Source organism: Ruegeria sp. CL5, from assembly GCF_056536485.1.
The window spans coordinates 13,790-28,717 of sequence record NZ_JBQFPS010000010.1 but is presented as its reverse complement, the minus strand read 5'-3'; the positions used below and the strand labels follow the sequence as shown (position 1 = coordinate 28,717).

General features: G+C 56.6%; 10 protein-coding genes. 4 read left to right on the top strand and 6 right to left on the bottom strand.

Going from position 1 to position 14,928, the window contains the following annotated elements; genetic code table 11:
• Positions 1 to 100: 100 nt before the first annotated feature.
• The 3 genes from ACR0IU_RS16275 (at position 101) to ACR0IU_RS16265 (ending at position 4,523) form a co-directional block, all read left to right on the top strand.
• Complete coding sequence (locus tag ACR0IU_RS16275) at positions 101 to 2,710, top strand: TRAP transporter permease (RefSeq protein WP_480716983.1); 2,610 nt, start codon at positions 101 to 103, stop codon at positions 2,708 to 2,710.
• On the top strand, positions 2,707 to 3,138 hold the full coding sequence (locus tag ACR0IU_RS16270; protein WP_010443038.1) for a universal stress protein: 432 nt from the start codon (positions 2,707 to 2,709) through the stop codon (positions 3,136 to 3,138). Before ACR0IU_RS16275 ends, ACR0IU_RS16270 begins: the two co-directional genes overlap by 4 nt.
• Before the next feature lie 179 nt (positions 3,139 to 3,317).
• Positions 3,318 to 4,523, top strand: coding sequence for an MFS transporter (locus ACR0IU_RS16265; RefSeq protein ID WP_170471213.1), 1,206 nt, complete (start codon positions 3,318 to 3,320; stop codon positions 4,521 to 4,523).
• 58 nt (positions 4,524 to 4,581) lie between these two features.
• On the opposite strand, the gene ACR0IU_RS16260 is transcribed toward ACR0IU_RS16265, so the two are convergent.
• The 5 genes from ACR0IU_RS16260 to ACR0IU_RS16240 form a co-directional block, all read right to left on the bottom strand.
• Positions 4,582 to 6,057, bottom strand: a complete 1,476-nt coding sequence (locus tag ACR0IU_RS16260) for an NAD-dependent succinate-semialdehyde dehydrogenase (RefSeq protein WP_480716982.1) — start codon at positions 6,055 to 6,057, stop codon at positions 4,582 to 4,584.
• A 216-nt stretch (positions 6,058 to 6,273) separates the two neighbouring features.
• A complete protein-coding gene (locus ACR0IU_RS16255) occupies positions 6,274 to 8,496 on the bottom strand; it encodes a HEAT repeat domain-containing protein (protein WP_480716981.1) in 2,223 nt (740 codons plus the stop codon).
• Positions 8,497 to 8,817: 321 nt separating this feature from the next.
• Complete coding sequence (locus tag ACR0IU_RS16250) at positions 8,818 to 9,840, bottom strand: aspartate-semialdehyde dehydrogenase (RefSeq protein ID WP_480716980.1); 1,023 nt, start codon at positions 9,838 to 9,840, stop codon at positions 8,818 to 8,820.
• A 113-nt stretch (positions 9,841 to 9,953) separates the two neighbouring features.
• Entirely contained in the window at positions 9,954 to 10,988 is a 1,035-nt protein-coding gene (locus tag ACR0IU_RS16245; protein ID WP_480716979.1) for a glycosyltransferase family 4 protein, read from the bottom strand.
• Positions 10,989 to 11,003: 15 nt separating this feature from the next.
• On the bottom strand, positions 11,004 to 12,176 hold the full coding sequence (locus ACR0IU_RS16240; protein WP_480716978.1) for an MFS transporter: 1,173 nt from the start codon (positions 12,174 to 12,176) through the stop codon (positions 11,004 to 11,006).
• A gap of 146 nt (positions 12,177 to 12,322) precedes the next feature.
• Here ACR0IU_RS16240 and ACR0IU_RS16235 point away from each other — a divergent pair, with 146 nt between their 5' ends.
• A complete protein-coding gene (locus ACR0IU_RS16235; protein ID WP_480716977.1) occupies positions 12,323 to 13,465 on the top strand; it encodes a DUF3095 domain-containing protein in 1,143 nt (380 codons plus the stop codon).
• Here the strand turns inward: ACR0IU_RS16235 and ACR0IU_RS16230 are convergent.
• Entirely contained in the window at positions 13,462 to 14,871 is a 1,410-nt protein-coding gene (locus tag ACR0IU_RS16230) for a pyridoxal phosphate-dependent decarboxylase family protein (RefSeq protein ID WP_480716976.1), read from the bottom strand. The two genes, ACR0IU_RS16235 and ACR0IU_RS16230, sit on opposite strands and share 4 nt — an antisense overlap.
• Between the last annotated feature and the right edge of the window lie 57 nt (positions 14,872 to 14,928).

The window sequence follows — 14,928 nt, the reverse complement described above, 5'->3', positions numbered from 1 at the left end:
TGACACGGGGCGCCTTTCGGGGCGCCCCGATTCATATCCGGGCTAAACCGGAGACAAGACGGCTGCAAAAACCAAGGCCGAAGGACAGGGAGATACCAACATGAGTTCCGACACACAGGGCAACCGCCCTCTTTCCGAAGAAGAGCTTCAGGAACTGGTTGCCTCATCAGATGCAGGCGCGCGTGATCCGGCGGGAAATGTCGGGCTGTTTCTAGCGATCGTTGCGGTCTTGTGGTCGGTGTTTCAGGTCGTTCTGGCCTCTCCCTTATCGAATTACCTGCTGCCGGGCAGCGTGGTGAATAACTCGCGCCAGATACATCTGGCCTTTGCGATGTTCCTGGCCTTCTCGGCCTATCCGGCGCTTAAATCCAGCCCGCGAAACTATATCCCTGTTCAAGACTGGATTATGGGGGTCGTCGGCGCATTCCTGGCGCTTTACGGCTATTTCTTCTACCAAAAGATCGTTGATGCAGGCGGCCTTGCAGACGACACCGACAAATGGTTCGCCCTTGTCGGCCTACTGCTGCTGTTTGAGGCCGCGCGTCGCGCGCTTGGCCCTGCGATGGCTATCATTGCCACGATCTTTCTCGCCTACGTCTTCTTCGGTTCCTCCGAGTGGGTGCCCGAGGTGATCCGCTGGAAAGGGGCCAGCCTGCAAAAGGCGATGAGCCATATGTGGATCACGTCCGAAGGTGTCTTTGGCATCGCGCTGGGCGTTTCAACCAAGTTCGTCTTCCTGTTCGTGCTGTTCGGCGCACTGCTGGATAAGGCGGGCGCGGGCAACTACTTCATCAAGATGGCCTTTGGCGCACTAGGACACCTGCGCGGTGGCCCGGCCAAAGCGGCTGTGGTGGGTTCGGCAGCGACCGGCCTGATCTCGGGGTCATCCATCGCAAACGTTGTGACGACCGGTACGTTCACCATCCCGCTAATGAAACGTGTAGGCTTTTCTAGCGAACAGGCAGGCTCGGTCGAGGTTGCCTCATCCGTGAACGGTCAGATTATGCCGCCCGTGATGGGCGCTGCGGCCTTCCTGATGGTGGAATATGTAGGCATCTCCTACGTTGAGGTGATCACCCATGCATTCCTGCCTGCTGCAATTTCCTACATCGCGCTGGTCTATATCGTGCATCTTGAAGCGGTGAAGCGGAACATGCCGACATTGGGCGACCGCGTTGTTTCGATGGGTCGTACGATTGGCGGCATGGCGCTGTTCTTCGTGGGCTTTGCTGGGCTGTGCTACGGCATTCAGTACCCGATCAAGGCGATCGTTGCGCTCATGCCCGACGCGTCGGGGCTGGTCCTGTCGGCGCTGATTGTGCTGGCCTATCTGATCCTACTTTGGCTGGCTTCCGGAGTAGAGGACTTGGTGCCTGACGATCCTAATGCCAAAGAGGTCGAACTGCCGGTGATCGCCGAGATCTACAAGGCTGGTCTGCATTACCTTTTGCCGATCATCGTGCTGGTCTATTTCCTGATGATCGAACAGAAGTCTCCCGGCTTGTCAGCCTTCTGGGCAACCTCGCTGCTGTTCGTGATCCTGCTCACGCAGAAGCCGCTCAAGTCCATCTTCCGCGGCGAAAGCGACACAGCGAACGCCTTCATGGCGGGTGTCATTGACCTGTGGAACGGGCTGATCGACGGCGCGCGCAACATGATCGGTATCGCTCTGGCCACCGCCACCGCGGGCGTGATCGTGGGCACGGTGACGCTGACCGGTGTGGGTCAGGTGATGGCCGATCTGGTCGAGTTCCTATCAGGTGGCAATCTGATTGCCATGCTGGCGCTGGTCGGTCTGCTGAGCCTGATCCTCGGCATGGGTCTGCCGACCACCGCGAACTACATCGTTGTCAGCTCGCTGATGGCGGGTGTGGTTGTCGAACTGGGTGCGCAGGACGGGCTGATCGTGCCACTGATCGCGGTGCACTTGTTCGTCTTCTACTTCGGCATCATGGCTGATGTAACACCGCCGGTTGGTCTGGCGAGCTTTGCGGCCGCCGCCGTTTCGGGCGGGGATGCGATCAAGACCGGCTTCACCGCCTTCTTCTACAGCTTGCGCACCGTTGCACTGCCTTTCGTGTTCATCTTCAACACTGACCTGTTGCTGATCGATGTGGGCTGGGTACAGGGCATATTGGTGGCCGTCTCTGCGACCATTGCGATCCTGATTTTCACCGCCGGCACCATGGGCTGGTTCCTGACCAAGAACCGCATCTATGAAAGCGTTGCGCTGATCCTGATCGCCTTTGCGCTGTTCCGTCCGGACTTCTTCATGAACCGTATCGCACCGCCGTTTGCGCAGATCGAACCGGCACAGCTGACGCAGGCCGTGGGTGAGGCCGCGCCAGGTAGCACCATGCGGATCGAGGTCGCGGGCCCGGATTTTGACACCGGCAATATGACCGAAACCACCGTCGTTCTGGACATTCCGGAAGGGGCCGATGGCACAGCACGCGTTGACGCTCTGGGCCTGATGACGCTGGAAGAGGATGGTCTGGTCAAGCTTGACGAGCCGATGTTCGGTACGCCGGTCGCGGATGAGCTGGATATGTTCGACTATTATGCTGACGATGCCGTTCGCATCACCAGCATTCAGGCCCCGCAAAGCCAGCCCGCGAAAGAGCTGATCTTTATCCCGGCGCTGATCCTGTTGGGTCTTGTCGCCTTCCTCCAGCGCGGTCGCGCCGCAAAACAGGGAGAACCCGCATGACCAAAGCTATTCTGTGCGCCGTGGATATCAGCAATGGCGATCTTGATGTTGCTGTCCTAGAACGCGCCGCAGCGCTGGCCGAAATGGATGGCGCGCGGCTGGATGTGGTGACGGTGACGCCCGATTATGGAGAGGGGTTCGTCAGCAGTTTCTTCGAACCCCACCACCATGAAAAGGTGATTGAAGAGGCTCATGAAAAGCTGGTCGCCCTCTGCGCTGCAACGCTGGGTGAGGAACGCAATGCACAGGTTCGCCATGTGGTGGCCACAGGCAGCGCCTATCAGGAAATACTGAAAACGGCCGAAAGCGCGGGATCAGACCTGATCGTGATCGGTGCGCATAAGCCTGATTTTAAGGATTATCTGCTTGGTCCAAACGCGGCCCGGGTCGTCCGTCATTCGCATACCTCGGTATATGTTGTGCGATAAATCGAACGGACCGAAGGGGGCTGGGAACTTGAGATTGGTTGCTTTCGACGGGGCAGCCAATTCGCTCATCGATGGCAAGGCTGCGGGTGAGTTTGTCCTGATTGAAAACGGTTGCCCGACAAGTGAAAAGTTCTGCCCTTTCCTCTTGCTTTAGCCGCGTACCCGTCCGATAGGGCGATATGTTCAAAAGCAGAGCCATAACCTTCATTCTGATCACGCTGATGATCGACGCCATCGGTATCGGCATCGTGTTCCCCATCATGCCCGACCTGATGGATCGCGTTGGTGCTGGGGACACCGGGCAGGGCGCTTTTTGGGGCGGGCTGCTGATGGCGGCCTATGCCGGAGCGCTGTTCCTGTGCGGCCCCATTGTAGGCAGCATTTCGGACGCCATCGGACGCAGGCCGATCCTTATAGCCGCCTTGGTCATGCTCGCGCTGGATTACGTGATCATGGCATTGGCTGACAGCTTCTGGTTGCTTCTTCTCGGGCGCACGCTCGCAGGTTTGGCCGGGGCAACCTACATCACCGCGACGGCTTACATTGCCGACATATCCTCGCCCACTGAAAAGGCTGCAAATTTCGGTCTGATTGGAGCGGCTTTCGGGATCGGGTTTGTGCTTGGGCCAGCCATCGGAGGCATTGCAGCCGAGATCAGTATCACCGCGCCGTTCTGGATCGCTGCGGTTTTATCCGCCGCGAACGCCCTGTTCGGTGTGTTTGTATTGCCCGAAAGCCTGACACCCGAAAAACGCCGCCCTTTTGGCAAGCGCGATCTGAATCCGTTCAAATCGATCTTTGATGCTTTCCGGTTTCCAGGGCTGGCGATACCGCTGCTGTGCATTTTCATCTTTGAATTTGCCAACATGGTCTACCCGACCCTTTGGGCGTTCTGGACGCGTGAAGTTTTCGACTGGCCGACACTCTACATTGGGTTGTCGCTTGCTGCTTACGGCGTGTTGCTGGCGATTGTGCAGGGAGGATTGATGCCCCTTTTCATCAAGTGGATTGGCGATTACCGCACATTGATGCTGGGGATGATATCCGCGCTGATTGGAATGATCGGATTTGGTTTCACAGCGACGATCACCGCCCTTGTGGTCTTTCTTTTGCTGGCCGCCTTGTCTGATCTTGTGCCCGCATTGATGACGGCAATGGCCTCGAACCAGGCCGACGAAGACCGTCAGGGTGTGGTGCAGGGGGTCATCGCGTCGCTATCATCTGTTGCTGCTGTCCTGTCGCCCCTTGTGATGACCGGCCTTTTTCAGGCTTCAGTCGATGCTGAAGGCGTCTACCTTCCGGGCGCACCCTTCTTTTTCTCGGCCGTTTTGGTGTTGGCGATGATGCCTTTGGTGGTTCGTTTGCGCGGGCACGCTTCAGTCTGAAAAAAAACGCACCCGCAGCGACCCGCGAGTGCGTTGGCTTTCGACGACTTGAATGCGCTTACTGGATTTCACCCATACAGAGATACTTCATCTCAAGGAAATCCTCAGTCCCGTATTTCGAACCTTCACGACCCAGACCGGACTGTTTGACGCCACCGAACGGAGCGACCTCGGTCGAGATCAGGCCGGTATTAACGCCCACCATGCCCGATTCCAGCGCCTCGGCCACACGCCAGACGCGTGCCAGATCGCGGCTGTAGAAGTACGAGGCCAGACCGAACTCACTGTCATTGGCCATGGCAACGACGTCGTCTTCCTCTTCGAACTTGAACAGAGGGGCAACGGGGCCGAAGGTTTCATCCTTCGCGACCACCATTTCGCGGGTTACGCCGGTCAGAACGGTGGGTTCAAAGAACGTCCCACCCAGATCCGAGCGTTTGCCACCCATCGTGACCGTCGCGCCTTTGGATACCGCGTCCGAGATGTGCTCTTCGACCTTGGCGACCGCTGCGTCGTTGATCAACGGGCCCGTGGTGATGCCGTCGCCAAAGCCATTGCCCACATTCAGATCTTTTGTTTTCTCGGCCAGCTTGGCGGCGAATTCATCGTAGACACCTGCCTGCACATAGATCCGGTTGGCGCAGACGCAGGTCTGACCGTTGTTGCGGAACTTGGCGATCATCGCGCCGTCCACAGCCGCATCCACATCGGCGTCGTCGAACACGATGAATGGCGCGTTGCCGCCCAGTTCCAGCGACATCTTCTTGATGGTGCCTGCCGCCTGACGCATCAGGATCTGACCTACACGGGTCGAGCCGGTAAAGGTGATCTTGGCAACCTTGTCGTTGGTGCACAGCTCATTGCCCACACCCGAGCTATCGGTACCGGGGATCACGTTCAGCACGCCCGCCGGGATACCCGCACGTTCGCCCAGTACTGCCATCGCCAGCGCTGAAAGCGGTGTAAGCGTTGCAGGACGTGCCACAAACGTACAACCCACGGCCAGCGCCGGGCCGACCTTGCGCGCGATCATCGCGTTGGGGAAGTTCCACGGTGTGATCGATCCCACCACGCCCACGGGCTGCTTTAGCACCACGATGCGCTTGTCACGCTGGTGGCCGGGGATCACGTCGCCGTAGATACGCTTTGCCTCTTCCGCGAACCACTCGATGAAGGACGCGCCATACAGAATTTCTCCGCGCGCTTCAGCCCAGGGTTTTCCCATCTCAGCGGTCAGGATGGTCGCCAGATCATCAGCGTTTTCGACCATCAGATCGAACCACTTGCGCAGGATCGCGCCGCGTTCCTTACCGGTTTGCGCGGCCCATTCCTTTTTCGCAGTATAAGCAACATCAATGGTCTGCCTGGTGCCTTCGATGTCGATATCCGTCACATTGGCGATCAGATCGCCGGTGGCAGGGTTGTGAACCGGAAAGGTTGCCTCACCCTCAACCCATGCGCCGTTGATATAGGCGCGGGTTTCCAGAAGGCTGGGATCCTTCAGCTCCAGTTTCGTCACTTTGGTGTCCAGCATGATCAGGCTCCTTTAGTAGCGTCGACCGAGGCTTCGAGGATTTACATGGCCTTGGCGAAGATTTTGTCCTGTACCGTTAGTGGTGCGAGGAATCGGATTACGTTCCCATATACGCCACATGTCAGCAGGATCAATCCACGCCTCATGGCTTTCGTATACACAATCTCACCATTTCTGTGTTTGGGTCCTGTCTCCGGGCAGAGATCAAGGTCGCCACTATTGTGAGTATCCGCGTATCTGTTCAATGGCTCGGGCAGCGAAACTCCCCGACAAGGATTTGTCAACGCTTGCTTCCAATGCGGGCAACGCAGATGAGGCACTTTCTCCAATTTCTCCCAAAGCAATGGCTGCCTCTTTTCTGACAAAAACCGACGGGCTGTCGAGCAGCTTGATCAACTCAGGAACTGCTGGTGCTGCATTGGCACCAAACAGCGCCAATCTTTGAGCTGCTTCACGCTGTTCCTTGGCATCCCCGCGTGACAAATCGGCTTTGAGGCTTGCTATCGTTGTACTCGGTGCAAGCGCGGCCAATCGAAGGCCTTTTTTCAAGCGATTGTTCAAATACTGCTGCGCGCCAATCCAGCGCACGATAAAGAAGTACTCGCGAACAACTTCGTTCAGAACCCGCTCATGCTTTCCCTTCTGCCATCGATCGATCATTGCCCGCGCAGAGCTCCGATCGCCATTTAAGGCCAAAACCGAGGCCGCAAATGGCATCAATTCAATTGCCTGAGGGTTCCGATCCAGTTCATGCAATATGGCCGCCTCTGCGCCGTTCAGATCATCCATTGCAAAAAGCGCGGCACCTTCAAACAACGCGTAGTGGCTGGGATACGCAGGGTCGAGACGCATTGCAGCCTGTACAAAGGCCAGTCCTTCCTCAGGTTCACCGCCCGCAATCAGGGCCCATCCCATTGTCAAATGCGCCTCTGGGTCGCTGGGTTGCAGGGCAATGGCTTTTGCAGCCTCTTGCCTGGCTTCATCCGTTCCCCGACTTACGCCCTGGGCACTGTCCCAATCAGGAAGGTTGAGACTGACTATCGCCCGGACGACGTGGATCAATGAGGTGTCCTGCTGCGTCAGTTCGCGGAAGTATTTATAGAACAGACCAATATGCATCTGTTCGTCAGCGCCTGCGAAGCCTGTCCAATGGTGGAAAATGTGCGGTCGTAAATGTGCCAGAGCAAGAGCCGCCCAGGCACGCCCATAATCAGGGTCCAACTCGACTGCGCGTTCGAAATGCGGAATTGCAGCCAGATTGTCGCGTTCATTGAAACGCGAATAAAGTTCCCAACCGCGCTGGAATGCTTCGCGTGCTTCGATGGTTTCCGTTTCTACGTTTTCGATTGCGATTCGACTTTGAGAATCGAGAGGAACATCAAGCTCCTGCGCAATCGCCAGCACAATGTTGTTTTGCAGGTCAAAAATCTCGTCAATTTCACCATCGAAACGTTCGGCCCAAATCAATCTACCGTTTACCGTGTCGGTCAGGCGGATATTGACCCGAAAACCTTCGTCGGTGCGTCTAAGACTTCCATCGACGACGTATCGAACACCCAGTTTTTCGGCAAAGCCTGGAACATCAATGTCGCGGTCCTGAAAAGCGAAAGAGGTATTTCCCGCGATGACAAATAAACCGGAAATGCGGGATAAATCCGTAATCAGGTCCTCGGAAACGCCGTCGATCAGCATTTTGTTGGACGGGTCGCTGGTAAAATTTGTCAACGGAAGCACGGCAATTGATGGCAAGTCTGGTAGCGGGTAGGCCAATTGCGCTTCTGAAGCGCGCAGTTGCCCCTTTTTCCAGGTCATTGCCCCGAAATACCCCATGAATATCAGCACAGCCATAGCCGTAGCCAACTTAAGAAACCGTGGCGCATTCGTCGCTTTCGGCTTTGAAAGAAATGGTGCCGCATCAGTTTCTATTCGGAAAGCCTCAACAGGTTCTGCGATGTTCTTGACTGATTGCGGACCAATTGACTCAAACCTGAAAGGAACCTTGTTGCGGGCATACTCAACGATCGACTGCGACGCGATAATTCCACCCGGTTCCGCCAATGCCTCAAGCCGCGCGGCCACGTTGACGCCGTCGCCCAATATGTCATTCGCGTTCGAGACGACATCACCGACATTCAATCCGATCCGAAAAACGATGGCGCGGTCAGGTTCGATATCTGAGTTTCTTTTCAAAAGTTCCGATTGTATCTCGACCGCCGCACGCACCGCATCGACCGCGCTATGGAATTCGATCAGAAAGCTGTCACCTGCCGTGTTCGCAATGCGCCCCGAATGCCCTGAGACCAATGGCTCGATGACTTCGACACGGATCAAACGCAGTTTGTCTATGGTGCCTTCTTCATCCAAACCGACCAGTCTTGAATAGCCTGCGATATCGGCGGCTAAAATAGCTGCTAATCGACGATTTGGTCGGCTTTCCATAATTTCTCAGCCTATCATTTGGGCATTTTTCTGGGAAATGGTTTTCACGGCAGAGCATTTTGCGCTGACATTTGAATGCTGCGCGCCAGCTATTTGGATTGAGATGAAGGTCTCAGGCCGTTGAATTTGGGCAATAGATGCCGTCCAAGAAGTGATAAACTGAACGTCAACTCTGCCCGCCTATCGATCGATGGTCGTTGCGGGTTTTTATCAGCAACGGGCGTCGGCAGTCCTGCGGGCTGACGCCCCATTTGTCCTCAAAAAAGAAAAACCCCGCTGACGGCGCAGCGGGGTTTAATCGACTTTCGAAATTGTGCAGCCTCAGCCCTTTTTCAGAACCTCACGGCCCAGCAATTCTGCAATCTGAACTGCGTTCAACGCTGCGCCTTTGCGCAGATTGTCGGACACGCACCACAGGTTCAGACCGTTCTCGATGGTCGAGTCCTGGCGGATACGGCTGATGAAGGTGGCGAAGTCACCCGCGCATTCGATGGGCGAGACGTAGCCGCCCGCTTCACGCTTGTCGATCACCATGATGCCCGGCGCTTCGCGCAGAATGTCGCGGGCTTCGTCTTCGTCCAGGAATTCCTCGAACTCGATATTTACGGCCTCAGAGTGGCCAACAAAGACCGGAACGCGGACGCAGGTGGCTGTGACCTTGATCGACAGGTCGACGATCTTTTTGGTCTCGACAACCATCTTCCACTCTTCCTTGGTTGAACCGTCTTCCATGAAGACGTCGATCTGCGGAATCACGTTGAAAGCGATCTGCTTCTGGAACTTCTTCGGCTCAACTTCGGTCGTCGGGTTGTAGATGGCCTTGGTCTGATCCCAAAGCTCATCCATGCCTTCCTTACCGGCACCCGACACTGATTGATATGTCGAGACAACCACGCGCTTAATGCGTGCACGGTCATGCAGCGGCTTCAGCGCGACGACCATCTGCGCGGTCGAGCAGTTGGGGTTGGCAATGATGTTCTTGTTCTTATAGTCGTGGATCGCCTGCGGGTTACATTCCGGCACGATCAGCGGAATGTCCGGGTCATAGCGATAGAGCGACGAGTTATCGATCACCACGCAGCCAGCTGCCGCCGCCTTGGGGGCGTAGACTTTGGTCGCCTCGGAACCCACGGCAAACAGCGCCATGTCCCATCCGGTGAAATCGAAAGTATCCAGGTCCTTGGTCGTGAGTGTCGTGTCGCCAAAGCTAACCTCGGTACCCAGTGAACGACGGCTTGCCAGTGCGGCAAGTTCATCGACGGGGAACTGGCGTTCCGCCAGGATGTTCAGCATTTCGCGGCCCACATTTCCTGTGGCGCCGACGACTACGACGCGATAGCCCATTTCATGTCTCCAAAGTTAAGGACGCGCGTTCATAGCCGCGTTGCGGCAAAGAAAAAAGAGGCGTTTCGGCTTATTTCACCCCGTCACACCGATATGACACAGTTCAGTACCGTTCAGGGTTGTTTCAGCAAGGATCGATAAACCTCGACAATTGCCTGCGCTTCGCCTTCGATTCGAAAATTCTGTTCGACATGGGCGCGGGCGACTTGCCCGGCGTCGGCCAGCGCGGCGCGGTCGCGCAACATATCCTCCAGCGCGTCGGCCAGTGCTTGGGCGTTATCTTTTTCGACCAGTCGTCCAGTCTCGCCATCCTTGATTTGCGCGCTGAACGCGCCGACATCGTGGCAGGCTATGGCTGGAACGCCCGAGGCCATCGCCTCAAGCGGGGTCAGGCCGAAACCTTCGTGTCGTGCGGGGGCCACGAACAGATCAAGCGCCCGATAAGTCTCGACAATCTCATCCCAAGGGCGCTCACCCAGAAAATGAACGCGGTCGCCCAGCCCGGTGTTCTGCAGCTTTTGCTCCTGCTCGGCTTGAAAATCTTCGAACTCTTTTGTGGCGCGCCCGGTGAAGATGATATGCGCATCGGGGTGATCGGGCAGCACTTGCAGGGCGGCCTCGACCAGCAAGTCGACCCCTTTCTGAGGACGGATACGGCCAAAACAGCCGATCAACAGGCCGTCTGGCAGGCCAAGCTTCTGGCGCAGAGCGTGTTTGTCATCGGTGGGATGGAACAGTTCGGTGTTCACACCGTGCATGATGACGGTCGCGGGATGCTCCAGAAATGAAGCGGCCTGAGGCGTAGTGGCGATCAACGCATCCATTTTAGAGATCAGCCGTTTCGTAAATCCGGAGTGATCGCGCTGCGCGGCCGAAGTGAACAGAAGTTTGTAGTTGCGCCGAAAAACCGAACGCAGGATCAGACCCATCAGCATCTCAGTGTTTCGCCGCGCATGCCAGACCCGCTTGCGATTGGGCAGAAAAAGCAGTTTCCAGAGTCTAATGTGGGGCAAATCATCAGGCAGGCCCGGGCCGGTGGCGCGGATGCCGATCATTTTCTCTTGAATCGGCAGCAGCCGGATCACCGTAGTCGTCACGCCCGATAGGGAATGCTTCAGATTGGGTGCAATCACCTCAATATCTTGCACAGGCGGTCTCCGGTTTCAGTCTACGCTGTCCCGACTGAATAGATAGATCACACAACCAATGGCAAGGGTGACAGCAAAAAAGCCGAAAATCGCAGTATACGGCGCGGCGGGGCTGATCCCGGCGTTGGCGGCATGGATACGTCCGGTGGCAAATTGCGCCAGACCAACGCCGCCGACGCCGAATAGGTTCAGCAGGGTGACGCCCCGCCCGACCAGATGCGGGGGTACAAAAGCGCGGCCATGGGCCATGATCACCGGAAAACTGGCGCCCAGAAAACCGATGACCGCAAGCAGAAAGACCGAGAGCCAGACGCCCCCGTCAATCCAAAGGCACAGCAGTCCTAAAGTTGCTGCGCCCAGGGCGTTGCCACCGAAGATCACCCATTTGCGGGTCTTAAGGATGCGGTCCAAAGGCCCATATACAAAGGTGCCCGCAATCATCGCGGCACCCATGATCAGCGTTGCCTGCCCGATCTGAGTAGTGCTGAGGTCAAATACATCGCGCAGATAAGGCCCTGCCCAGAGACCGCGCAACGCCGCAGAGGGCGCATAGGCCACCAGCATAAGTGGCAGGATGGTCCAGAGGGCGGGCTCTTTCAGCAGGTCCAGAACCGATCCTTTGTGTTCGGTCTCGACCTTATTGGGATCATGCACCGTCAGCCAGATCCCTGCAGCCACCACGCCTGAAATGATCGCCAAACCACCCAAAGTCGCTCGCCACCCCATAAGCTCAACCGCCAGAGCCGTTGGGTAAGAGGCCACCAGATTGCCGACTGACCCAACGCCCAGCATTACTGCGGCGAGGGTGGCGAACTTGGTAGGTGGAAACTCTCTGGCAAAGATATAATAAGACGCCATCAGGACAGGTGAACAGCCAACCCCGATCAGCGCCATGGCCAGCGCAACATGAAACGGAGTGGTTGCGATGGCGAACAGGCCAGCCCCGCCTGCGCCGCCAATCAGCAACAGCATCGCAGAGCTGCGCCTTGGGCCGACACGATCCAGAGCCCAGCCCACCGGGATTTGCATTGCGGCAAAAACCAAAAACCAAAGCCCCGACGCAAATGCCAGGTCTTCGGGCGTGGCCCCGATGTCTCTGCCCAGATCGGTAGTCAGCACGGCCAGGAAGGCGCGAAAAAACTGGCTGAGGACGTAAGCCAGACATAAAACTATCAAGCCTGTCTGCATCTGCCGCCTCTATTGCCCGTATGCCCTGCCGAGATGCTTTGCACGTTGTGCAGGTCTGCACAAGCGCTCGGGGTGGTGCGAAAGGGGCAGACATCCTTCACATTTGGGCTATCTTGAAAGCAGTTTTGGGAATTTCAGAGAGTGTTATGCCCCCTTCCGACTCTTTATTTTATGACTCAGTCCCTATTTCAGACAGCTTCCTGCGACTGAGCGATCCGGTGCAGTTTACACCTTTGCCTGATACGTGGGTTTTGGGAGTCGCGGATATCGTGGACTCGACCGGAGAGATCGCGCGTGGCCGTTACAAAACCATCAACATGGTTGGTGCTGCGGTTATTTCAGGCATGATCAACGCGCTGGGAGGTCGTGTATTTCCTTATGTCTTTGGCGGCGATGGGGCCGGGTTTGCAGTGCCGGGCGAAGATGCCAAGATAGCGCGCGAAACGTTGGCGGCTTTGCAGAGTTGGGCCGAAACAGAATTTGCGATCACTTTGCGCGCAGGGCTGGTTTCGGTAGCTGACATCCGCGCAGTTGGACGCGATCTGCGCGTTGCCCGCTATGCGCCCTCTACTGGTGTTGACTATGCGATGTTTACAGGCGGTGGATTGGCCTGGGCCGAGGCGCAGATGAAATCCGGGAACCTCACCATTCCACCGGCTGGACCTGACGCGCAGCCCGACTTGACGGGCCTGTCTTGCCGCTGGTCCAACAGTCCGGCCCGCCACGGTCAGATCGTATCTCTGGTCATTCAGCCAACATTAGAGTCTAGCGAGGCCGATTTCGCGGCTTTGAGCCAATCCGTTTTATCGATCGCCGAAGGGTTGGACCGGGCCGGTCATCCGGTTCCCCAAAACGGACCGCCGATGAGCTTTCCTCCGCCAGGTATTGATATCGATGCCCATGTCTCACGCGCTGGGCGCAATCTGCTGGTTCAGAAGATACGGCTGATGATCGAAAATATGCTGATCGGTCTTCTGTTCAAAACCGGTATGAGATTGGGCCAGTTCGAACCCAATCACTATAAAGAAATGGTCAGCCGCAACGCGGATTTTCGCAAATTTGATGACGGATTGAAAATGACATTGGATTGTGACCCATCCACGTTGGAGCAGATCACCTGGATGCTGGAAGACGCTCAGGCACGCGGTAAGATCCGATACGGCCTGCATTCTCAGCAAGAGGCGATGATGACCTGCTTTGTGCCCTCTGCAATGAGCGATGACCATGTGCACTTCGTTGACGGTGCCTCAGGCGGCTACGCGCAGGCCGCAGCTGTGATGCGGGCCTAAAGACTGCGTGCGATTTCTGTAATCACGTCATATGCCATCAATACATCGCTCTCAGTGGTTTCGAACTGCCCGGCCTGAAAGCGGATGACCAAATCACCGTCCACACGGGTCTGGGTCAGATAAATCCGCCCGTCATCATTAATCGCGTTCACCAGTCGCAAGTTCAGGTCGTCCAGGTCGGTGGCGCCCTGCGGCTCATATCGGAAGGTCCACAGCGACCACATTGGCGGTGTGACGATCTGAAAGTCCGGCTCAGCTGCCAGTTGATCATGCAGCGCGACCGACCAGTTGACATGATTGCGCAGCCGTTCACGCAGCCCCACTAGCCCGTAGGTTCGGATGACAAACCACAGCTTCAATGCCCTGAACCGACGGCCCAGTGGCACCGACCATTCCGAGTAGTTGATGATTCCGTCTTTCCCATGGGTTTTTAGGTACTCTGGGCTGATCGCTAACGTGCGGACCAAATCATCGGGGTTCTTCAAGAAATGTGCGCAGCAATCGAACTGGACACCTAGCCATTTATGCGGATTGAAGACGATGCTGTCAGCCTGTTCGATGCCCGGCCAGTAATTGCGATATTCGGGACAGATCATTGCAGAGCCGGCCCAGGCCGCGTCGACATGCGAATAGAGCCCGTATTTACGTGCGATCTCAAGGCAGCGATCCACCGGATCAGTCGCCCCGGTTCCTGTTCCACCAACGCAAAGGATCACACCAGCCGGCTGTAAATCAGAGTCTAAATCAGACTGAATCGCTGCTTCAAGCGCGTTTGGATCCATCCCACGCCAATCACCTTGAACAGGAATGCGCACAAGATTGTCTTGTCCGACCCCCGAAACCCAAATGGCGCGGTCGATTGAGGTATGTACTTCGGACGAGCAATAAACACGCAGTGGCTTTTGGCCAAAAAGACCCTGGCTGTTTCCCTGCCAGTTCATTGCCTTTTCGCGCATGGTCAACACAGCCGCTAGCGTCGCCGAAGAGGCGGAATCCTGTATGACCCCGGCAAATCCTTCAGGCAGGTCCAGCGCCTCGCGCAGCCAATCCATCATCCGCGTTTCCATTTCGGTCGCGGCGGGGGAGGTCTGCCACAGCATACATTGCGGCGCGATGGCACTGGCCAGGAATTCAGCCAGCACCGACGGCGCAGACGCGTTCGAGTTGAAATAGGCGAAGAATCGGGGGTGCTGCCAATGGGTGATACCGGGCATCACGATCTGTTCAAAATCGCGAAAAATACTCTCGATTGCTTCACCATGCTCGGGCGGATGGGCGGGTAGGGCGTTCAGAATATCGCCAGGCTCAGTTCTTGCACGAACGGGCTTGTCGCCAACGGTCAGGTGATAATCTTGTGTCCAATCAGCGATTTTTTTGCCCCATACGGAAAATTCGTCCCAATTCATTGCGGTCTCCTTGCGGCTAATCTGATCTGCCTGCTGAATAATCACTTCGACTCACCA